Here is a 20,865-nt window from a genome sequence, read left to right as displayed (position 1 = left end):
AATGAACCGCTTTATCCCCTTGGCCGCTAAAAATCCCCCATGGCTGCTTCATCCCCAAAAATCCGTTTTCCACTGCCTGTCCTGTGGGTCTTCGCCACGTGCTCGTTTGCCGCGCCTGTCGAGCATCCGGGCAAAGCCTTGTATCAAAAACTCTGTTCCGATTGCCACGGTGACCGCGGGCAGGGCGTGGAGGATGAATATGACGAGCCGCTGTCAGGCGAGAAAACGCTCGAGGCGCTTGCACGTCAGATCGACCGCACGATGCCGGAGGATGATCCTGACAAGACAACTGCGGAGAATGCGAAGCTCATCGCACAGTATATTTACGACGCGTTTTACTCGCCCTCGGCCCAGGCACGGCTGAATCCGCCGAAAAAGGAGCTGGCACGGCTCACCATCGAACAATTCCGCAACAGCGTGATGGATGTGATCGGACGTTTCCGCATGGGCCCCGGTTTTGACCGCCCCATCGGCAGCGAGCAGGGACTGAAGGCCTTTTACCGCGGTGTGGAGCTACCGAAACCCGGCGAAAAGCCCGTGGACACCACGCCAAAAACAGGCATCAAGGCCAAGCGGCCTAACAAGACCATCGAGAAGATCGAGCCGGTGATTTCATTTCACTGGGGGGCGGACAGCCCGGACAAGGCCGTGCTGGAGGCGGAGCAGTTTCAGAATCGCTTTGAGGGCAGTGTCATTGCTCGTGAGACCGGAATCTATGAGTTCGCGGTGAAGTCGGAGAACGGCTTCCGCCTTTTCATCAATGACACATCGGATGGCGACGCGCTTATCGACGGCTGGGTCAGCGCAGGGCCGCAGGTGCGGGAGGAAAAAAAGAGCATCCACCTCGTCGGCGGGCGTGCTTACCGCCTGGTGCTTGAGCATTTCAAATTCAAGGAGAAGTCCGCCTCCATCGAACTGTGTTGGAAACCGCCGCATGGCGTGAAGGAGCTGATCCCCGCGCACGCGCTGCGCACTGAGAGGCCGCGAGAGCTCATGATCGTGAGCACGGAATTCCCAGCGGATGACAGCAGCGGCGGTTATGCGCGGGGCACGACGATTTCAAAGGGCTGGGACCAGGCGGTGACAGAATCGGCGATCGCCACCGCCGAGCATGTGATCGCGAATCTGGATGAACTCGCGCAAACCAAGCCCGGAGCACCTGATCGCGGCGAGAAGCTTCGCAAATTCGCGCAGAACTTTATCGAAACCGCCTTCCGCCGGCCTTTGAGCGATGATTTGAAGCAGTTTATGATCGAATCGCAGTTCAAGTCGGCCAAAACACCGGACACGGCGGTGAAACGCGTCGTGATGCTGGCGATTAAATCGCCGCAGTTTCTTTATCCCGGCATTCAGGCGGGCGAAAAAGCCGATGATTACGACACCGCCTCGCGTCTGGCGCTGACGCTTTGGGATTCCGTTCCGGACAAAAAGCTCACCCAGGCCGCCGCAGAGGGAAAGCTGCGCACGCGTGATCAAGTGAGAGCGGAGGCGCAACGGATGCTGGCCGATCCACGCACGAAGGCAAAACTGCACGGATTCTTCCATCACTGGCTGGAGCTCGAGCGAGCCGAGGGGACCAGCAAAGACCCGAAGGTCTTCCCGGACTTCACGCCCGAGTTGCTCGCCGACCTGCGCGAATCGCTTTTCCAGTTCATCGACGAGGTGGTTTGGAGCGAGAAATCCGACTACCGCGGCCTGCTGCAGGCAGACTACATCCTGCTCAACGAGCGCCTAGGCAAGTTCTACGGCCACCCGGTCACCGGCAATGAGTTCCAGCGGGTGGGCTTTGATCCGAAACAGCGCGCCGGTGTCGTCACTCACCCCTACCTGCTCGCCTCGCTCGCCTACACGAAGCAGTCCTCGCCCGTGCATCGCGGCGTATTTTTGACGCGCAACATTGTCGGCATGTCGCTCAAGCCGCCGAAGAAGGCCGTCGTGTTCGAGGACAGCCACTTCAATCCGAAGCTCACCATGCGGGAGAAGATCACCGAACTCACCCGAAGCGGTGGTTGCATGACCTGCCACAGCATGATCAACCCGCTCGGCTTCAGCCTGGAGAACTTCGACGCCGTCGGTCGCTGGCGCACGAAGGACAACAACAAGCCCGTGAACCCTGTGAGCGAGTTCACCACGCACGAAGGCCAGCTTGTGCGACTCACCGGCCCGCGGGACATCGTGAACTACGTCGCCGACAATCCCGCCGGCCACCGCGCCTTCATACGCCACCTTTTTCATCATCTCGTGAAGCAGGAGCCCGCCGCATACGGCCCCAAGGTCATCGACGACCTCCAAAAAAGCTTCGCTGCCAATCAATGCCACATTCAGAAGCTGATGGTCGAGGTCGCGCTGGTCGCCGCGATGGAAGGCGTCACAACACAGCCTTGATCTAGCCGAAGAGCGGCAGCATCGCGGAGAGCACGAATGCGATCAGCAATGCCAGAGCCACCCACCACCAGAGATTCGACTTCCGAGGCTTTGGGGAATTCTGGCCGCCAAATTCACGGGCGATGAAGTCATCGTAGTCGAAGTCATTGTCTGGCAGATCGAGCCCATCCGCGTGCGTATCGCCGCTCCAGCCGGACTTTTCGCAAGCGCCGCATTCTTCACAGGCTACGGCACCCTTGGGTGCCCATTCACCGCAGACCGGGCACTGGCCCGGCGGCTTGAAGCGGCCGCTCATGGAGTGCGTGATCGAGAGTTTGTCGATGGGGCGCGGCTCAAGGGAGTGTCGCTGGCCGCAAAGCCGGTGGGTGCCACCTGCCTGCGCTGAAAGGCCGCATTGTCATGCATGCCGCCGAGGTTCAGCAGTGGCATCCAGCCCGCCTGCCGTTGTGATCCGGCCGGTCCGCGACGCAGTGGCGTGAGCATGATCATCACCGTGACAAGGGTCACAGTGATGGCGAGGCATCGACTCGTCGGGATGGCGCGCTGCCAGTTCATGCAATGCTAATTATTTAACTTTTGCTAAATAATGTCAATCCCCGTGTGGTGCCGGTGTTTTTGCTTGTCCTGCCGCGTTTCCCCGCCAGCGATGAGCCGCGTGATTTGGATTTTAACGGCCGGTTATGGCGATGGACACAACACAGCGGCGCGCTCGGTGGCCGAGGCGCTGGAACGCCTTTGCGCGGGTGAAAGTGTCGAGGTTTGCGACCTCATTAGCGAGGCGATGCCGCGCACGGCCGCGATGACGAAGGCGCTCTACCAGCAGGCCATCACGCATTTCCCCGCCGCATGGCGTGTCACTTATGACCTCATGGGCAAACGCAGCGTCACCGGACCTGATTCGCTGTGGCAGAAGGGCTTGCTCAATCATCTCAAACAGCAGCTCGCCGAAAAGCAGCCGCGCCTCATCGTCAGCACCTATCCGCTCTACGCCGTGCTGTTGGAAACCCTGGCGCGCCAACAGGCTGTGCCGCCTCTCTGCACGGTCATCACGGACTCGATTACCGTGAACCGCATCTGGGTCATGTCCGGCAGCGATTTGTTTTGCGTGGCCGACGAGGAAACCAAAAAAGTCGTCGTTGGATTCGGCGTGCCCGAGACAAAAATCCGCGTTACCGGCTTTCCGGTGAGCCTTGCTTTCACGGAACCGCTACCGCAGCAAGCGCCGCATGCGGGAGCACGCATTCTTTACCTGCCATCGACTACTGGACGGCATGTAGCGTCCACGCTGGACGCGCTGAAGCCGCTGCTGCTCGCCGGAAACAAACTGACGTTGCCCGTTGGCAAGCACGCGGCGCGTCTCTATCACATCCTGCGCCGCCTCACCGATTCGCTGCCGCCGGAATCAGTCGAAATCATTGGTTGGACGAAGCGCATCCCGGAATTTTTGCGCACGCACGACGTCGTCATCTGCAAGGCCGGCGGCGCCATCCTGCACGAGGTACTCGCGGCGAAAATCCCCGCCGTCATCGACTACGTCGTGCCTGGCCAGGAGGAAGGAAACGCCGAACTGCTGACCAAGATCGACGGCGGCGTGGTCACGCGCACCCCCAAGGAGACCGCCGCCGCGGTGGAGAGCATCCTCACCAACAACGCCGCCGTGGGCCGTCGCATGCGGGCCAACATGGGCAAGCTCAGCGTGCCTGATGCGGCTCTGCGCACCGCGAAGGCAGCGCTCACGCTCTCCGACTCCTGAGCATGCATGTTCAACCGCCAGTGCCGGTCGTTTGCGCGGTCATCGTGCGTGACGGGCTGGTCATGCTCGCGCAGCGCCCGCCCGGAAAGAAACTCGGCGGTTTATGGGAGTTTCCCGGCGGCAAAGTGGAGCGCGGTGAAGAGCCGGAAGCCGCCTTGCACCGCGAACTTCGCGAGGAACTCGGCTGCGAAGTCAGGATCACGAAAAAACTGCCGCCTTTTGTTCATTCGTATGAATGGGGCAGCATCAAACTCATTCCTTTTCTCTGCGAACTCAAGCCTGACAGCCCGGAGCCGCACCCGCACGAGCATACCAGCCTTGCCTGGGTGGAAAGCGTGAAACTCGCCTCCTATCCCCTGGCACTGGCGGATGTGCCGGTGCTCACTTTTTTGGCTTAGGCGGCGCCCGTTTTGGAATACCCCACGCGCCTCGCTTCTCGGCCTTCGCCTCGCGCTCAGCTTCACGCAGGCGCTTCTCGAAATCGAACTCATGCTGCCCGTCCGGCATCATCGTGCCCTTCGTGTGAATGCGGCACAGACCGGCCTCGACGAGCTTGATCGCCAAATCCTCGCCATCGTCAAACAAGACCACGGCATAGGTGCGCTCGCTGTCGTAAACACGTTCCCACCGTGTCTGGATCGTGAAATCCTCCTCCTTGAGCAGATTCTCAGTGAACGCTTTCGCCTGCGCGCCCGCGTTCAAAATCTGCGGGATGCTCAAACCACCAAAATAACCCGCCTGGTCCTTCAGACGGCCCTCTACCAGCGCATACTGCCTCTTTTCGGGGCAATCGACAAAATAGAGCCGCAACACATGCTCGCCGCCGTCATGCGCGATCTTGAAGCTGTCACCATCATTGCCCGGATCATCCACCAAACGCGCATTTTTCAACTCAACGAAGAAACCATCAGGCTCCGCTTTGGGCGCGGTGGGTTTTTCGCGGAAAAAGTCCCATGACTGGATCACCGCGACCAGCAGCCAGACCGCGATCCACAAATTCCGCGTCAGCTTCGGATGCTTCCTTCTCATGTGCCGCGCTTGTTGCCAAAGAGGTCGATGTGCAAGCGTGGCGAGTAGCGCCAGCCCTCACGCTTGCAGATGTCCACGAGCAACATCTGCCGGGCCTTCAAAGCGTCCTGCGTGATGCCCTCCGGCATGAGCAAGACCTTCTCCGGCGGTATCTCGATGCCGATGGAGGCGATGACGGCCTTCACCTCCAAAACATCGGCCTCGCTGGCGATGACGAATTTCAGCTGAAAGTCATGTTTCGAGCACCAGGCCCGCAACACGTCTGGCTGAAACCGCAGGCGTTCATGCTTTTCGACCCATGCCTTACCTGCGGCAGCCTCATCCGGCGTCGAATGCGCCAGTTTTGGGCTGATGGAGGCCAGATCACAAGGCACGCCCTCTGGCGTGATGGTGCCCGCCGTTTCGATCGTGATGTGCTTTCCGGCCTCACGCAGCTTTTGCAGCAGTAAAGGCATCTCCTTGGCCACCATCGGCTCGCCACCGGTGACGACGACGAAGCGCGTGGGATGCGCGTTCACCGCCTGCAAAAGCGCTTCCACGCTCATCTCCGTGCCCTCGGGCTTCCACGAGGCATACGGCGTGTCACACCAGCGGCAGCGCAGATTGCATCCCGACGTCCGCACAAACACCGAAGGCACGCCCACCAGCGTCCCTTCGCCCTGCACAGAGTAAAAGATCTCGGAGATCAGCATCAGGCTTTCCACTCTGCCGCGTGGCGGGCAAAAGCAAGTGCCGCACGCTTCAGCGCTTCATCGATGTCCGCCTGGGTGTGAGCGAGGCTGATGAACCACAAGCCACGTTCGATGGCGCGGACGCCTTCTTCGAGAAGGCAGCGGCGCAGGTGGGCCCAGCGTGGGGCGTCTTGGCGGCGGACGTAGTCGCGGTAGCTGGTGATGGGGCCTTTGTCGGCACCGGGCTTCAGCATGGCGCAGTGGAAGACGAGGCCGGGGCCTTGCGGTTGCAGCGGGATGTCATGCTGCGCGGCGAGCTTGCTCAAGCCGGCCATCAAGTGCTCGCCGAGGGCGATGACGCCTGCTGGATGCTTGTCACCGAGGGCGATGACTTCATCGAGGCACCATTTCGCAGCGGCAAGGCAAAGCGGGTTCGCATTGAGCGTGCCGGCGTGGACGACCTCGCCACTGATGATCTTGGCGAAGAATGATTCTCTGCCGACGAGGGCCGCGAAAGGCACACCGCCCCCGACGGCCTTGCCGAGGATGGTCAAATCGGGCGTGAAGCCATAGTGCGTCTGCGCACAGCCAGCACCGAAGCGGAAGCCGGTGATGGTTTCATCGGCGATCATGACGATGCCGTTCGCATCGCAAAGCTCGCGGATGGTCGAGATCATGCCGGGCACGGCGGGCATGCAGCCGGTGTTGCAGAGCACGGGCTCGAAAATGATCGCGGCGATCTGGCCGTGATGCTCCTCGACCTTGCGGCGCAGGTGCTCGGGATCGTTCCAGCGGGCCACGACGAAGGTGCCGAGCACCTCGGGGATCACGCCCTGGCTGGGGTGGAGGCGCGTGGGGTTCTCGTCATCGCCCCACTTGTCCGGCGGCGGTGCGAAGCCGACGAGGCCTTCATCCGCCCAGCCGTGGTAGTGGCCCTCAAACTTCAGAATGAGAGGACGGCCTGTGTGCGCCCTCGCGAGACGCAACGCGGAGAGCACGACCTCGGTGGCGGAGTTGTTGAAGCGCACCCGCTCGGCTCCCGGGATCATCTTTTGCAGCCGCTCGGCCACGTCGATCTCCAACTCGCTCTGCGCGGCCCAGTGCGTGCCTTTGAAAGCCTGCGCGGAGATCGCCTCAGCCATGCCCTTCGGCGCGTGACCATACAAAATGGCACCCTGGCCGATCTGGAAGTCGATGTACTCATTCCCATCGACATCGAAGAGCCGCGAGCCGCTGCCGTGATCGAAGTAAAGAGGCACCGGGGCCTCAATCTTGCGGATGCCGCTGTTGATACCGGCGGCAATGCTGCGCTGGGCGCGGGTGTAGAGCTCCGCGGATTTCGGGAAGGTGTAGGACATGGCTGGAAGGGTGAAAACTCAGCTCAGGGAGGAGCTGTCATACACGACGACGCGCTCCCAGAAGGTCTTGCAGGTGTCCACGAAGCGCTGGTGGTCCGGGCAGCCCTTCTGGTAGAATTCATGGTCCTCCATGGTCATGAAGAGCAGCGAGATGGAATAGCTGAACGAGTGATCCGTGACCGGGCGCTTCTCCGTGGGAGCTGGTTTGCCAACGAATCCGTGGGCGAGGTAGCTGATCTTCGGAAGCAGGGCGAGTTCCGATTCAAAGGTGGCACGTTGATCGGCGGTGAGGTCGGGCTTGAGCCAGAAATAGACGTTGTGAAGCATGGTAGCCGACAGCTACGCCCGCCGAACCCGCCTGCAATCGCCAAAACTCTGGTTTCAATTCAGAACCAGCCTCGTTTTCCCGCGAAAATGCGAGATTCCTGCTAGCCCGGCGGCCATTGGCGCGTTTTAGCGGGTGGAAATGGTTTCTGAGGTTTCCACCTCGGTCATTTTCATCCGCGCGAAGGACGATGGCCCCACTGGGAACGACTGAAAGTCCGCGTTGCACGTCCACACCAACAATGCAAACCTAGTACCATCATGACCACCCCCCACATCCTCGCCGCCTTTGGCCCCCTCGGCACGCCCGAGTTGATCATCATCGCCATCCTCATTCTCGTGCTTTTTGGCGCGAAAAAACTGCCCACCTTCGCCCGCAGCCTGGGCAAGAGCATGGGCGAGTTCAAAAAAGCCAAGGACGAGTTCGAAAAGGAGCTTCACAACGCCCAGATCGAGGCGGAACGCCCGCAGATCCAGCAGCCGCAGGAAAAGCGCCAACCGGTCGCCAACGTCGAAGATTCCTAGCCAAGTCTCGTTCATGGGCATGAAGCCACTCCTTCAAATCACGCGGCGGGTCTTTGGACCCGCCGTTTTCTTTGCCTGCGCGGTGCAGCTGGGGGGCGCCGAGCCGGAGCGCATCACCTTCTGCGCCTACAATCTGAAGAATTGGCTCACGATGGACCGGCTGGACATGAAGACCTACCAGACGCTACCAGCCACACCGAAGCCGGAGGCCGAGCGCGAGCAGGTGGTCAAAATCCTCGCCGCCATCAAGCCGGACATCCTCGGCGTCTGCGAGATCGGCACTGCCGACGACCTCGCCGACCTGCAAAAACGCCTCAAGGCCGCAGGCATCAACCTGCCGCACACCGAGCTGGCCCATGGCGGTGATTCCACCCGCCGGCTTGCCTTGCTTTCCCGTCTGCCGATCAAAGCGCGCAACTCACAGACGAACCTCACCTACCAGCTAGGCGCGCAGACGCTGCCTTTTCAACGCGGCATTCTGGATGTGACCATCGCCATCACGCCGACTTTCGACCTGCACTGCGTCGGCGTGCATTTGAAGTCGATGCGTGAGATCGAGGAGGCCGACCAGGCCCAGATGAGACGAAACGAGGCACGCCTGCTGCGCAAACACCTCGACAGCATTTTCACCCACGACTCCGGAGCACGCATCCTGGCCTACGGCGACTTCAACGAGCACCGCAACGAGCCCGCCATCGCCGAAATCATGGGCAGTCCGCGCACGAGCGACACCGCCATGCAGGACATCTGGCTCAAAGACCGCAACGGCGAGGTCTGGACGCACTTCTGGGACACGGCGGACACTTATTCACGCCTCGACTACTGCTTCATGAGCCGCGTGCTGCGTCCTCACATCGACTTCAACCGCTGCTATATCTACTCCTCGCGAGACTTTGACAAGGCGAGCGACCACCGGCCGCTGGTCATCAAGATCAGCCCTGAGCCGATCTTGAAGAAGGAGTAAAGCCTACGCGCCTACTGCCGCGTGATCTTCAGCACGCGGTTATTGTAGCTGTCGGTGATGTACAGCTCGCCCGTCTGCGGGTGAATGGTGACGCCATGGGGACGCGAAAGCTCGCACTGCCTCGGATCACCGCCCACACCCGCGCAGCCTTTCCTGCCAGTGCCTGCTACGCGCTCGATTTTGCCGGTGGCAGGCACGTAGCGCCGCACAAGATGCGCCTCCGCGTCTGCAATGAGCACCGTGTCGTCCTTGTCCACGCAAAGGTGCTTCGGCCCGTTCATCGTGGCCTCCAGAGCGGGACCACCGTCCCCTTCCCCTCCCTGCTTGCCGCTGGCGTTCACGACGGTGCGGATGCGGCCGTTTTGATCAACGACACGAAGCGCGTTGCCACCACGCTCGAGGATATAGACGTTTCCTTTCCCGTCCGCGGCGACCGCACGTGGATCCACCAGCGGCTCATCGACTGCCACAGCACCATCCACGGGTTTGCCCTTTTTCCCATTGCCAGCAATGACGCGGCTTTTGTGGCTGGCGAGGTCCAACTCATGGACCTGGAGCAGATCGGCGATGAGGAGCTTTTTGCTATCAGGAGTGAGGGTGATGCAGTAAGGGCCGTTGCCACGCGCCTTGCCCGCAGGCGCTTTCCAGCCCTCCAGGGTGCTCACGATGCGTGCCTTCACATCCACCACGCGCACGCGGCCGTTCCAGGTGTCTCCGATGAGCACCTTGTCATCCGGCAGGATGGCGAGGTTGTGCGGCCCGTTGAACTGCGCGCGGATCGCCGGCCCGCCGTCGCCGCTGTCGCCCGGCTTGAGCTGCCCGGCCACATGCTGGATCACGCCGCCGCCATCGACCTGCAGCAGCCGGTTGCCCGAAACCATTTCAACGATCCACAGGTGGCCGCCGGAGTCGAATGCCGTGCCAAACGGCTCCTTCAACACGGCCTCCGTCGCAGGAATGTCCACCGCGTCGTTCGTTCCGCCGGCGACAAGCACGATCTGGTCGGCATGGGCAAGCTGAGGCAGGAAGAAAACGAGAAGGCTGGCGAGTGATGATTTCATGAGGGCAGAGAATACTGAGCAAGCGCGGCCATTTATCCATAGGGAATCAGATCAACTCAAGAGGGCGTGAAGAGAAAAATGAATCTCAGGCACAAGAGTTGCTTGGGAACTTAAAATGCTCTCTCCCATCCAAGAGTATCTCGAACAGCTTCATTCGCGTTACGCGTCTGACAGCAGCGGACATGTGGCCGATTACATCCCCGAGCTCTCCAAAGCATCCCCAAACTGGTTCGGCATCTGCATCGCCACGCGAGACGGGCATGTTTACGAAGTGGGCGACACAAGACAGCCGTTCACCATCCAGTCCATCTCGAAGGCGCTGACCTATGGCCTCGCGCTCGAAGACCGCGGAGAGGAGCATGTCCTGTCCCGCATCGGTGTGGAGCCCTCGGTGGAGGCCTTCAACGCCATCAGCCTCAAGGAAGGCACCGGTGCGCCGCTGAACCCAATGATTAATGCGGGAGCGATTGCCACCAGCGGCCAAATCTTGAAAAAGGATGGCAAGAGCCGCATCGAGCGCGTGGTGGAGTATCTCAGCGCCTTCGCGGGGCGGAAACTTGAGGTCAACCAGTCCGTGTATCGCAGCGAGAGCGAGACCGGGCACCGCAATCGAGCCATCGGCTGGCTGCTTCGGAATTTCGGAATCATCGACGAAGACCCGGACGAGATCCTCGAGACCTATTTCCAGCAATGCGCCGTTGAGATCACCTGCCGTGATCTGGCGGTCATGGGGGCGACTCTGGCCAATCAGGGCGTGCATCCGGCCAGCAACACCCGCGTCATTCCGGCGGAGCTGGTGGACAACGTGCTCGGCGTCATGGCCACCTGCGGCATGTATGACTGGTCGGGCGAGTGGATTTACCGTGTCGGCCTGCCCGCCAAAAGCGGAGTCGGCGGCGGCATTCTAGCCGTGCTGCCAGGACAGCTCGGCATTGGTGTTTTCTCACCACCTCTGGACAAACAGGGCAACAGCCACCGTGGCATCCAGGTTTGCATGGATGTCTCGCGCGAACTCGCCCTGCACATGTTGAATCCCACGGCGACTCCGCGTTCCTCCGTGCGGCTGGCCTACAAGGGCGGCGAGGTCATGGCCCGCCGGCGTCTGCCGCCGACGGCCCGGGAGATGCTCCGTGTGAACGGGGCACGCATCCAGATCATCGAGCTACAAGGAGGCCTGACCTTCGCCACCATCGAGCCGGTCGTGCGTTACGCGGCAAGCCTCGCCGAGGAGGGCTGCCGCTTCATCATCTTTGATCTGCGGGCGGTGGTGAATGCGAACTCGGTTAGCCTCATCCTCTTGTCCAACCTCGGAGTGCGGCTTGCCGAGCAGCAGGTGCGCATGGTTTTTTGCCAGCCGGGCCGCTTGCTGACCTCCCTGCGGGGCATTGGCATCACGCCCGATCAGATCTACGCCACTCTCGACGCCGCCCTGGAGGCCTGTGAGGACGCGATGCTTCTCGAGGTCACCGGCGCCTCCTGGAGGCCGCTGGGCACCCTCAAGCTCAAGTCCTGCTTCCTTTTCCGCGGCTGCACGAACGACGACATCGCCTACCTTGAGGAAACTCTGGAGCAGCGCTGCTACAATCCGAACGAGGTGCTCATGACCACCGGCGGCAAGGCAGACGAGATGTTTGTGATCGTGAAAGGCAATGTCGAGGTTCAAATCCTCGCCGAGGGTGGTGAACGCAAGCGCATCGACGTGCTCACCGCCGGCATGACAGTCGGCGAGATGGCCTTCCTTGATGGTTCAACACGCTCCGCCGATGTGATTGCCATGGAGCCTGTGAGGTGCGTGGTGATCACCAAGGACTGGTTCGAAGCTCTGAATGCCCAGCGTCCTTCGCTCAAGATCACGCTCCTGCATGAGTTGACCCAGGAGCTCTCGGTGCGCCTTCGTCAGGCGAACCGGGAAATCTCCACCCTGCATCGCGGCTAGCAGTCACTTCTTCTTCAGCAGGCGTACGCGGTGTGATTCGCTGTCGCCGATGAAGACCGTGCCGTCGGCGTCGCAAAAGACACCGTGAGGACGCGCCATTTTGCACTGAAGCGGATCGCCATCCGGGCCGTCGCCTTTCTGATTGAGCCCGGCGATGAGTTCAAGATTACCAGTCTTCATGTTGATCATACGGATGGAGTGGCTTTCGCAGTCGGCGAGCCAGACGTTGCCCTCGGCATCGACAGAAATGCCCTTCGGCCCGCTCAGCGTGGCCTCCTTCGCCGGACCACCGTTGCCGGTGAAGCCGCTTTTACCTGTGCCTGCGATGTGATGAATTTTCCCGGCCTTCAGGTCGAATTTGAAGACCTGGTTTCCTTCACGCGTGGCGAGCCAAAGGTTGCCCTGCTTGTCGAAATCGAGCGAACGCGGCCCTTTGAGCGACGTCCCGGCGATGGGAGATCCGTCGGGCGTCGGCCCCGCCTTTCCAACACCGGCAAAGGTGCTGATCGTGCCCGTCTTCATGTCGATCTTGCGGATTACGTGGTTGCCGATGTCGCAGACGTAAAGATCGCCCTCAGGGCCGAATTGAATGCTGTGCGGTTGCTTGAATTGCGCTTTCACCGCCGGTCCGCCGTCACCGCTGTAGCCTGCCACGCCAGTTCCGGCGATGGTGGTGATGATCTTCGTCTTCAGGTCAATCTTCCGCACCGCATTGTTCACCATGTCCACGATGTAAAGGTCGCCCTTCGAGTCGAAACGCAGTTCATGCGGCAGATTGAAGGTCGCCTGCAAAGCGGGGCCGCCATCGCCGCTGTAGCCCTTGGCGCCTGTGCCCGCGATGGTGCTGATCGTGCCATCAGGAGCCACGCGGCGGATGCGCTGGCCGGTGTATTCGCAGAACCAGATCGCACCATCGGGGCCACGCACGACGCCGAACGGATTGTCGATCTGGGCCGCCGTGGCGGGACCACCATCACCGCTGCCGCCTTTGACGCCGGTTCCGGAGAAGGTTGAGATGGTCCACTCCGCCGCCGTGGCGGTGTGGGCGAGGAAAGCGAGGAGAAGAAGCGTGCGCATGGTGATTGGAAGAACGCGACGATGAAGGGAGCGGCTCCAGATGCCAAGAAAGAAATGCAGGCCGCTGGATTTCATGTCCAATCCGACAACCATCCGCCTGCATTCCATGAAACCGCTCGCCGCCTTCCTTTCCTCATTCGTCATTCTGCATTCGTCCTTCGCCGAAGTGCGGCTGCCCTCCATCTTCACCGACCACATGGTGCTCCAGCGGGACAAAGCGGTGCCGGTGTGGGGCAAGGCCGCGCCGGGCGAGGAGGTCGTCGTCGAGTTCGCGGGGCAAAAGAAGACCGCGAAGGCCGATGCGGGCGGCAAATGGATGGTAAAGCTCGATCCCATGCCCGCGAATGCGGAGCCGCAGGTGCTCAAGGCGGGCAATGTGAGCGTGCAGGATGTTTTGATCGGCGAAGTGTGGCTCGCCTCCGGCCAGTCGAACATGGAGTGGGAAATGCAGATGAAGCCCGACTCGAACGCCGACATCCCGAACACCACGCATCCGAACCTCCGCCTCATCGAGGTGCCGAAAACGACCGCGCTCACGCCGCAGGACGATGTGCCCGCGAAATGGGCACGCAGCTCGCCGGAGAGCGCCGCCAGCTTTTCCGCTGTGGGTTACTACTTTGGTCTCAAACTGCACGAGGAGCTCAAAGTGCCCGTCGGCATCATTTTGAGCGCCTGGGGCGGCACGCGCATCGAGCCGTGGACGAGCATCGAGGGCTTTGACGCCGTTCCGGAGCTGAAAGACTTCGTCGCCGATGTGCGCGCGAAACTTCCCGGCAGCGACGCCTACCGCACCGCGCATGAAAAACACCTCGCCGCCGTCACGCAGTGGCAGCAGGCCGTGAAGACCGCCTTGGAGAAAAAGCAGCCCGTGCCCGCCATCCCCGGCCAGCCTGCCACGCTCGACGCCGGTGCTGGCACGCCCACCGCGCTCTACAATGCCATGATCCATCCGCTCGTCCCCTTCGCCATGCGCGGCGCCATCTGGTATCAGGGCGAATCGAACCACAACGAAGGCTTCGTCTATACCGACAAGAAAAAAGCCCTGCTCGCCTCCTGGCGCAGCGTGTTCCAGCAGCCTGAGCTGCCCTTCTACTTCGTGCAGATCGCCCCCTTCCAATACGGCACCGAGGAGCCGGAGATCCTCGCGCAGTTCTGGCAGGCGCAGACGAAGTGCCTCGACATCCCGCACACCGGCATGGCCGTCATTACCGACATCGGCGAGGTCCCGGACATCCATCCCGCGAAGAAAAAAGAAGTCGCCCACCGCCTCTCGCTCTGGGCCATGGCAAAGACCTACGGCAAGACCGACATCGACCCCAGCGGCCCGCTTTACGCCAGCCACGCCATCGAAGGCAGCGCCATCCGCGTGAAGTTCGCCCACGCCGCCAGCGGACTCGCCTCACGCGATGGCAAACCGCTCACGCATTTCGAGATCGCCGGCCGCGATGGCCTCTTCCAGCCTGCGGACGCTCAAATCGATGGCGACAGCGTCGTTTTGACCTCCGCCAAGGTCCCGCAGCCGCGTCGTGCGCGATTCGCGTGGAGCAAGCTCGCCATCCCGAACCTCATGGACAAAGACGGCCTGCCCGCCACCGCCTTCCACACGCACTGGCCTGTCGATCCCGACCTCGGCGACAACTTCGCCAAAGGCTGCACCTGGACCAGCAGCGACCAAAACACCTACGGCTGGGACTTTGGCCTCACCGACGGCTCCTGGGCCTCCTTTCCGCCGAACTGCTACGCCACCAGCAACACCGACCAGTTCCCGAAGCACGTCACCATCGACCTCAAGCAACCGCGCACGCTAAATTTGATCCTCGTCGGTGCCCCCGAGATCGGCTCCACCAAAACCGTCGCCATCTCCGTCAGCACCGATGGCCAAACCTTCCGCGAGGTCGGCAAACATGTCTTCCCCCTCGCCAAAGCCGAACGCGCCTCCATCACCTTCCCCGACACCGAGGCCAAGTTTATCCGCCTCACCTACCTCGACCACCACGCGCAGCAGGCGGGCAACTTCCCCAACACGTTTGCTTTCACGACCGAGGTGGAGGCGTATCGGGTGAAGTGAGGCCACTTACCGGGAGTTGAGCCATCTGCACAAGACTCGAACGGTGGCATGCATCATTGTAAGTTGCGGAGCGTTATGAAAATAAAGCGCCTGAAATCTTTTGGGCTGCTTTAAGCATCTGAATCGTGTTGGATATTTTTTGTTGGACTCTGGAGTCAGTGATGGGGTTTCCGTGGTTAGAGAATACAGTTTTAACGACTAGTTCGATGTTATCCTCGGTGAGCTTCCTCTTAAATTTGGGTGCATCGCCAGTGACCTTGATTAATCCGGCTTCATACGCATTCAAAATCCGAATTGTCTGACATCCATTCTGCGTTTTGGTTCCAGTTCTGTGATCAAACCACGGTCGGTGCTTAGGTCGTGTTTGAAAACCTGTCGATTGGCAAATCGGTGGTGATGGCGGAAAGGGCAGAGACGATGAAAAACCAACGCTTTGCATGGTGGGGGCCGCTCAAAGAGCGGCTCAAAAAAATGGTGGTCTGAAACTGGGCTGCAGACCTCCAGCAGGATTGGACATGGTGCTTGATGCGCTGTTCTACCGGCTGAGAAATGCAGGACCTTGGCGTGACCTTCCTGATGGCTTCGGTCCCTGGCGCACGATCTATGGCTGGTATCAGCAGCTGGCTCGGCAAGGGATCTGGGAGCGACTGCTGCGCCGATTGGCGTGCCGCTCCAAAAGCAGGATCCGACTGGTCGATGGCACGCATGTGGTGGTGCACCAATGCGCCGCCAATCCCGCCGGAGGAGCTCGGAAGCAGGCGATGGACCGCACGCGTGGCGTACGCAACACCAAGATCATGGCGCTGACCGACGGTCGGGGGCTGCCAGTGAAGCTGTTGCTCATCGAAGGCCAGGCTTACGAGGGCAAATATGTCATCCCGTTGCTCGAAGTCCCAGAGGGGCTGATGGTAGTGGGAGACAGCCGAGCGCAGCGAGACAGCCAGCCGCAGGCTGCCCGCAGGGGCAAGGCAAAGACGAGACAACGGCTTCGACAGCGCCCCTCTTCGCCGACAACTTGAGCAGCTTGGAGCCTCTCATTGCATTCCCAGCAAGTCGAACCGGCGCAAGAAGCGCAGGCTCAACAAGAAGCTCTATCGTCAGCGCTACAAGGTGGAGAACTACTTCTGCCGCCTGAAGCACTGTACCTAAGCAAACACGCGCCGCGACAAACTTGCCTCCCACTTCCTGGCTCTCATTCAGTTTGCTTCCATCATCGACTGGCTTCGGTATGGATGTTGAGGGTTTTCAAACACGGCCTAGTTCTGAACAAAAAATTGAAAAGCACGGCCTCGCAAGCACGCTCATTTTCCGCGCACCAGCACGACGCGGAAGCCGATGGTGTTCCGTCTCGTTTCCGGCGGCACCGGCATGCGGGCGGAAGCGAGCAGTTCTTCCGGCGCGGAGGTGCGCCAGTTGCCGCCGCGGGTGGTGCCGAGGGAAGGCTTGGCCGTCTCACCGGGTTTGGCGGCAGGAGCGGGCTCGTAATCCGTGTCCACCCACTCCGAGACATTGCCCGCGAGACCGCAGATGCCGCGCTCATTCAGCGGCAGCGCGGCCACCGGCGCGACGAAAGGATATTTGTCCTCATAACCGGCGATCGCGCTGTCCAGGCTGGCTTTGCGGGCGGAATTGATGTCGGCGAGATTGTCCACGTTGTTCGGCGGCGGCCAGTCGTAGCCCCAGGGGTAAACACCACGGATGCGACCGTTGCGCTCCTCGGGCGTGGCACCGCGTTCAGGCGGCAATCCGGCCGCACGGCTCCATTCCTCGTCAGTTGGCAGCCGGTAGGAGTCTTTTGGGCCGATGAGGCCGGCATTGCGCTCACGTTCCGTGAACCAGGTGCAAAACGCCCGCGCCTCATTGCGATCCACGCCCACCACGGGCAGCGCGCCGCCTTTGCCGCTGTCATCGACACGGCCGGGGCGGCGGGCCTGCGTGGCTTTGCAATACTCCATGTAGTCGCGGTGCCGGATCTCCCACGCGGAGATCATCACATCGCCCAGCGGCACGAAATTCATGCCGAGGCTGTTCTCCTTCCACTGACGGCCAAAGGTCACCGCCTTCCGCGTCTGCATGTCGGCAAAAAGCTCCGCCTGCTCCCCTTCCCGCACCTCACCTTCGAGCACGACGTCGGCGAAACCTTCCTCCCGCAGCTCAAACTCCACCGGCCCGGTGCGGACTCGCGGCAGTTCCAGCGGCGTCTCGCCGAGAAGCTGCTCGTGCTGATAGACGCGCACCTTCTCCGGCTGGCTGCGCACGATCACGCTGCCGTAGGTCTGGCGCTCCACACGCAGATGGAAGGCGCGCCAGTTTTTTTCCTCCTCAGGATCAGTCTCCACCTCGCGCCCGTCCGGCATCTCCTCGCCCGCAGGCTGTCCGCTCTCGACGAAATAAAACGGCTCCACCGCGTAGTGATGCTCCTGGCTCAAAAACGCCTCGCTGCGGTCACGATCCGTCAGCCAGTAGCGAAACGCCTCCGCGTCCCCGTCCGGCACGACCACGAGATAGGCCGTCTCTTTCCCCGGCTGGTAGCGCACCACCTTCCCCTCGAACGAGCGGCCGGTCGCCTCCAGAAAACGACGGAAAAACTTCATCTCCACCGGAACGGCGCTCAGATGACCTCCTGCGGCCGGCTTGAATTCCATGCCCAGGCTGTTCATCCAGCGCTCGCCCTTCTGCGGCAGACGTGAGGGCTCCATTTTCAGGTCAAACACCGCCGGTTTCTCATCCGAGGCGATGTGCTCGATCTCGATCTGTTTATGGCCAGCCAGCCGGAGTTGGTAAATCACCGGCACGCCCTCCGCAGGATTCAGTTCCAGCGGCGTCTCGCCCAGCTTCTCCTCCCCCGCAAAGACCACCGCGCCCGCCGGCATCGTCACGATCTTCAGCCGCGGCACACTGTTGTTCATCGCCACCATGGCCCGTCCGCGTTTGCTTTGCGCCAGCCACATGCCGAAGCCCACCGCCAGCACCAGCGCCACCGAACCGGCGGCAATCCATGACCACATTAGTTTGCGCGAGGACGGCAGCGGCTCGCCGCGCAGCGCCAGCGCCATTTCGCGCGCATTGACGAAGCGCCCTTTCGCCTTCGGCGCGCAGGCCGTGCAGATGGCATCCTGCAGCCTGCGCCACACCTCCAGATCCGCGCCCGACTCCGAGCACGAGGGCAGATCCGGGAAATCCAGCCGGTCTTTGCCCGTGCTCGCCTCATACAGCACCATGCCCAGGGAAAAAATGTCCGACGCCGCCGTCCCCGGCCCCTCGGGAGCCACAAAGCCCTCCGTGCCCACGAAACTGCGCTGCCCCAGCAGCGCCACCAGCCCGATGTCCGCCAGCCGGCACGCGCCATCGATGAAAATCAGATTCGACGGCTTCACATCGCGATGAATGAGCTGGTTCCGATGCAGGTAATCCAAGCCCTCCGCGATCGACGCCCCCAGCTTGATGCACTGCTCCGCCGGCACACGCTTCTCGCGCTTCATCTGCAGGCCCAGCGTGTGCGGCTTGTACGTCGCCGGATCGATGTCACGCCCGCGCTCCACATCATCCGCCAGCTCCATCACATAGTAATAAAAACCCTCCTGCTCGTTACGTCCCACCTGGAGGATCGGCACCAGCCCCTCGTGGCGGCGTGAGATCGGCTCGAAGCGCTTCAGCGCCTCAAACTCCCGCTCAAACGAGTCCGGTTTGTCATAATCCTCCCGCCACACCACCTTCACCGCCCGGAACACCCCGGTCACACTCCGCGCCAGCCACACCTCCCCAAACGCACCGCGTCCGATGAGGCGGAGCGTCTCATGATCGCGGATGTCCGGGGGCGTGCGTGGCGGAGACTGCATGCGGGAGGCTGGGATAGATGAATTACACCGCAGCCGCCTCCCCTTGTCGAGTTGCGATGTCACGATTTTCACAAGCGAATGCTTCGCCCTTGGCTCTCCGCCTTTCGCTCGTTAGCATCCGCGCATGAACCGCAAACGCCTCGGCCGCTCTGGCATCGTCGTCACCGACATCTGTATGGGAACCATGACCTTCGGCCTCCAGGCCGATGAGAAGACATCCTTTGCCATCATGGACCGTGCGCTGGACGCGGGGATCGACTTCTTTGACACCGCCGAGATGTATCCCGTGCCTCCCAGCGCCGAACTCTTCGGCGTGACCGAGCAGATCGTCGGCAAATGGCTCAAAGGCCGCACGCGTGGCGAGATCATCATCGCCAGCAAAGTCACCGGCCCCGGCCACGGCTGGTTCCGCCCGCCGATTCGCGGCGGTTTCACCGCGCTGGACCGCCGCCAGATTTTCCAAGCCTGCGAAGACAGCCTGCGCCGCCTGCAGACCGATTACATCGACCTTTACCAGACGCACTGGCCCGACCACGGCATGGAGCAGGAGGAAACGCTCACCGCTTTGACTAAGCTCATCGACCAGGGAAAAATTCGTGCCTGGGGCAGCAGCAATGAAACCTGCTGGGGCGTCATGAAAAACCTGTGGGAGGCCGAGAAGCACGGCCTCGCCCGCATGATGACCGTGCAGAACAATTTCTCCCTCATCAACCGCCGCTGCGAGAGCGAACTCGCCCAGGTCTGCCGTAAGGAAAACGTCAGTCTCCTGCCCTACTCGCCGCTCGGCGGTGGAGTGCTGTGCGGCAAATACAACGGCGGCGCGCTGCCAAAGGGCTCTCGCTTCACCGACTACATCCAGAACGGCGGCCCGCGTCAAAAACGCATGGCCGCACGCTTCGTGAATGAACGCAGCCTCGAAACCACCGCCCGCCTCCAGGTCATCGCCGCCGACCTTGGCGTCAGCGTCACCGCGCTCGCGCTCGCGTGGAGCAAGCAGCACGACTTCGTCGCCTCCACCATCGTGGGCGCCACCACCGTCGCCCAGCTCGAAGAAAGCCTCCCCGCCGCCGATCTCGTCCTCAGCGCCGAAACGCTGGCCCGCATCGATGAAATCGACGCCGCGATTCCGAATCCGATGACGGAGGACGGGCTGCGCAGGCTGTAGCCCCTGATGCGGGGTTGCACAATTCCGCGGATGATTGGATGATACAGCATGCTCACCGCAACCGTCACCGACTTCATGGCCGATGTGGCCTCCTACCTCGCCCGCGTGGAGCAGGGCGAGCAGGTCTGCCTGACGAATCACGGGCAGATCAAGGCCCGGATCGTTCCTGACCGCCCCGTGGTGCGTGCAGTTCTAGAACGGGCCGAGGCCTTGCGCGCAGAAATCAGCCATGGCAGCACCGGAGATGACTGGAGCGCCGCCGACTACCTTCATGCCGGCCGCCGCGAGTCATGAATCTCGTGGCTGATGCCAGTTCCGCCCTGGGTCTCGTCCTGCCAGGCCATGATCCGGCGGTGACCCAGAAGTTTCGGGACCATCTCCTGCTCGGCGACGACATTCACGTTCCCAGCCTGTGGTATCTCGAAACACTCAATGTGCTGCTCGTGCGCGAGCGGCGAAAGAAAATCACCCCAGTACAGCGCGATGAAGCCATCTCCATTCTGCATGGTCTGCCCTTGCTCAAGGAAGCCGCATGTGCTGATCACATCTCCCGCATCCTGCAGTTGGGATGCCGTCATTCACTGAGCGCGTATGACGCCTGCTACCTGGAGCTTGCCATCCGCCTCGCTGCGCCACTGCTGACAGCGGATGATTCCCTGCGTGCCGCCGCTTTGGCGGAAGGCGTTCTGCTACTTTGATCACGCGATGGC

22 protein-coding genes are annotated in these 20,865 nt (G+C 61.5%); 13 read left to right on the top strand and 9 right to left on the bottom strand.

From position 1 onward, the window contains the following. The first annotated feature begins 39 nt into the window (after window positions 1–39). The gene (locus tag ACILSE_RS13080) at window positions 40–2,385 is read left to right on the top strand and encodes a DUF1592 domain-containing protein (RefSeq protein WP_395717844.1); all 2,346 of its coding nucleotides are present in this window, start codon (window positions 40–42) and stop codon (window positions 2,383–2,385) included. A 1-nt stretch (window position 2,386) separates the two neighbouring features. Here the strand turns inward: ACILSE_RS13080 and ACILSE_RS13075 are convergent, their stop codons facing one another. Together ACILSE_RS13075 and ACILSE_RS13070 are read right to left on the bottom strand one after the other, a co-directional pair. Beyond that, entirely contained in the window at window positions 2,387–2,680 is a 294-nt protein-coding gene (locus ACILSE_RS13075) for a hypothetical protein (protein WP_395717843.1), read from the bottom strand. After that, window positions 2,677–2,940 carry a hypothetical protein gene (locus ACILSE_RS13070; RefSeq protein WP_395717842.1) on the bottom strand — a complete coding sequence of 88 codons (264 nt, stop codon included), beginning with the start codon at window positions 2,938–2,940 and terminating at the stop codon, window positions 2,677–2,679. Before ACILSE_RS13070 ends, ACILSE_RS13075 begins: the two co-directional genes overlap by 4 nt. A 91-nt stretch (window positions 2,941–3,031) precedes the next feature. Here ACILSE_RS13070 and ACILSE_RS13065 point away from each other — a divergent pair, with 91 nt between their 5' ends. Together ACILSE_RS13065 and ACILSE_RS13060 are read left to right on the top strand one after the other, a co-directional pair. Continuing rightward, window positions 3,032–4,138, top strand: coding sequence for a hypothetical protein (locus ACILSE_RS13065; protein ID WP_395717841.1), 1,107 nt, complete (start codon window positions 3,032–3,034; stop codon window positions 4,136–4,138). A gap of 2 nt (window positions 4,139–4,140) precedes the next feature. Continuing rightward, a complete protein-coding gene (locus ACILSE_RS13060) occupies window positions 4,141–4,536 on the top strand; it encodes a (deoxy)nucleoside triphosphate pyrophosphohydrolase (RefSeq protein ID WP_395717840.1) in 396 nt (131 codons plus the stop codon). Here the strand turns inward: ACILSE_RS13060 and ACILSE_RS13055 are convergent. Genes ACILSE_RS13055 through ACILSE_RS13040 form a run of 4 tightly spaced genes read right to left on the bottom strand, consistent with a single transcriptional unit; the run spans window position 4,520 to window position 7,523 of the window. Beyond that, window positions 4,520–5,167: a thermonuclease family protein gene (locus ACILSE_RS13055; RefSeq protein ID WP_395717839.1), complete on the bottom strand. Its 648-nt coding sequence runs from the start codon at window positions 5,165–5,167 to the stop codon at window positions 4,520–4,522. The genes ACILSE_RS13060 and ACILSE_RS13055 overlap by 17 nt on opposite strands. Continuing rightward, entirely contained in the window at window positions 5,164–5,859 is a 696-nt protein-coding gene (locus ACILSE_RS13050; RefSeq protein WP_395717838.1) for a 7-carboxy-7-deazaguanine synthase QueE, read from the bottom strand. Before ACILSE_RS13050 ends, ACILSE_RS13055 begins: the two co-directional genes overlap by 4 nt. Next, window positions 5,859–7,196 (bottom strand): aspartate aminotransferase family protein, encoded by a 1,338-nt coding sequence (locus tag ACILSE_RS13045; RefSeq protein ID WP_395717837.1) that lies wholly within the window; start codon window positions 7,194–7,196, stop codon window positions 5,859–5,861. The genes ACILSE_RS13050 and ACILSE_RS13045 overlap by 1 nt, the downstream gene beginning before the upstream one ends. An 18-nt stretch (window positions 7,197–7,214) precedes the next feature. Then, entirely contained in the window at window positions 7,215–7,523 is a 309-nt protein-coding gene (locus tag ACILSE_RS13040) for a Dabb family protein (RefSeq protein ID WP_395717836.1), read from the bottom strand. Window positions 7,524–7,781: 258 nt separating this feature from the next. Between ACILSE_RS13040 and ACILSE_RS13035 the strand changes: the two genes are divergently transcribed. Further along, a complete protein-coding gene (locus tag ACILSE_RS13035) occupies window positions 7,782–8,045 on the top strand; it encodes a twin-arginine translocase TatA/TatE family subunit (RefSeq protein WP_395717835.1) in 264 nt (87 codons plus the stop codon). A gap of 19 nt (window positions 8,046–8,064) precedes the next feature. Continuing rightward, on the top strand, window positions 8,065–9,009 hold the full coding sequence (locus ACILSE_RS13030) for an endonuclease/exonuclease/phosphatase family protein (protein WP_395717834.1): 945 nt from the start codon (window positions 8,065–8,067) through the stop codon (window positions 9,007–9,009). An 11-nt stretch (window positions 9,010–9,020) separates the two neighbouring features. Here the strand turns inward: ACILSE_RS13030 and ACILSE_RS13025 are convergent, their stop codons facing one another. Beyond that, window positions 9,021–10,070, bottom strand: coding sequence for a hypothetical protein (locus ACILSE_RS13025; RefSeq protein ID WP_395717833.1), 1,050 nt, complete (start codon window positions 10,068–10,070; stop codon window positions 9,021–9,023). Window positions 10,071–10,185: 115 nt separating this feature from the next. On the opposite strand from ACILSE_RS13025, the gene glsA reads away from it, so the two are divergent. Continuing rightward, the gene (gene glsA / locus ACILSE_RS13020; RefSeq protein ID WP_395717832.1) at window positions 10,186–12,006 is read left to right on the top strand and encodes a glutaminase A; all 1,821 of its coding nucleotides are present in this window, start codon (window positions 10,186–10,188) and stop codon (window positions 12,004–12,006) included. 3 nt (window positions 12,007–12,009) lie between these two features. Here glsA and ACILSE_RS13015 read toward each other — a convergent pair whose 3' ends face one another. Then, entirely contained in the window at window positions 12,010–13,083 is a 1,074-nt protein-coding gene (locus tag ACILSE_RS13015) for a hypothetical protein (RefSeq protein WP_395717831.1), read from the bottom strand. Between the two features lie 106 nt (window positions 13,084–13,189). Here ACILSE_RS13015 and ACILSE_RS13010 point away from each other — a divergent pair, with 106 nt between their 5' ends. From ACILSE_RS13010 to ACILSE_RS12995, 4 genes are all read left to right on the top strand, one after another. Beyond that, complete coding sequence (locus ACILSE_RS13010; protein ID WP_395717830.1) at window positions 13,190–15,151, top strand: sialate O-acetylesterase; 1,962 nt, start codon at window positions 13,190–13,192, stop codon at window positions 15,149–15,151. A 360-nt stretch (window positions 15,152–15,511) separates the two neighbouring features. Further along, entirely contained in the window at window positions 15,512–15,634 is a 123-nt protein-coding gene (locus ACILSE_RS13005) for a hypothetical protein (RefSeq protein WP_395717873.1), read from the top strand. Beyond that, window positions 15,589–16,170, top strand: coding sequence for an IS5 family transposase (locus ACILSE_RS13000; RefSeq protein ID WP_395717829.1), 582 nt, complete (start codon window positions 15,589–15,591; stop codon window positions 16,168–16,170). Before ACILSE_RS13005 ends, ACILSE_RS13000 begins: the two co-directional genes overlap by 46 nt. Continuing rightward, complete coding sequence (locus ACILSE_RS12995) at window positions 16,103–16,300, top strand: transposase (protein WP_395717872.1); 198 nt, start codon at window positions 16,103–16,105, stop codon at window positions 16,298–16,300. Before ACILSE_RS13000 ends, ACILSE_RS12995 begins: the two co-directional genes overlap by 68 nt. 152 nt (window positions 16,301–16,452) lie before the next feature. Here the strand turns inward: ACILSE_RS12995 and ACILSE_RS12990 are convergent, their stop codons facing one another. Beyond that, complete coding sequence (locus tag ACILSE_RS12990) at window positions 16,453–18,990, bottom strand: protein kinase domain-containing protein (RefSeq protein ID WP_395717828.1); 2,538 nt, start codon at window positions 18,988–18,990, stop codon at window positions 16,453–16,455. A gap of 124 nt (window positions 18,991–19,114) precedes the next feature. Between ACILSE_RS12990 and ACILSE_RS12985 the strand changes: the two genes are divergently transcribed. Genes ACILSE_RS12985 through ACILSE_RS12975 form a run of 3 tightly spaced genes read left to right on the top strand, consistent with a single transcriptional unit; the run spans window position 19,115 to window position 20,853 of the window. Further along, window positions 19,115–20,155 carry an aldo/keto reductase gene (locus tag ACILSE_RS12985; RefSeq protein WP_395717827.1) on the top strand — a complete coding sequence of 347 codons (1,041 nt, stop codon included), beginning with the start codon at window positions 19,115–19,117 and terminating at the stop codon, window positions 20,153–20,155. Between the two features lie 48 nt (window positions 20,156–20,203). Next, the gene (locus ACILSE_RS12980; protein ID WP_395717826.1) at window positions 20,204–20,449 is read left to right on the top strand and encodes a type II toxin-antitoxin system Phd/YefM family antitoxin; all 246 of its coding nucleotides are present in this window, start codon (window positions 20,204–20,206) and stop codon (window positions 20,447–20,449) included. After that, window positions 20,446–20,853 carry a type II toxin-antitoxin system VapC family toxin gene (locus ACILSE_RS12975; RefSeq protein WP_395717825.1) on the top strand — a complete coding sequence of 136 codons (408 nt, stop codon included), beginning with the start codon at window positions 20,446–20,448 and terminating at the stop codon, window positions 20,851–20,853. The genes ACILSE_RS12980 and ACILSE_RS12975 overlap by 4 nt, the downstream gene beginning before the upstream one ends. The last annotated feature ends 12 nt before the right edge of the window (window positions 20,854–20,865 follow it).

It is taken from the genome of Prosthecobacter sp. (genome assembly GCF_044236155.1).
Taxonomy (GTDB): Bacteria; Verrucomicrobiota; Verrucomicrobiia; order Verrucomicrobiales; family Verrucomicrobiaceae; genus Prosthecobacter.
The sequence above is the reverse complement of the archived record's forward strand: the minus strand, read 5'-3'. Positions and strand labels throughout refer to the sequence as shown.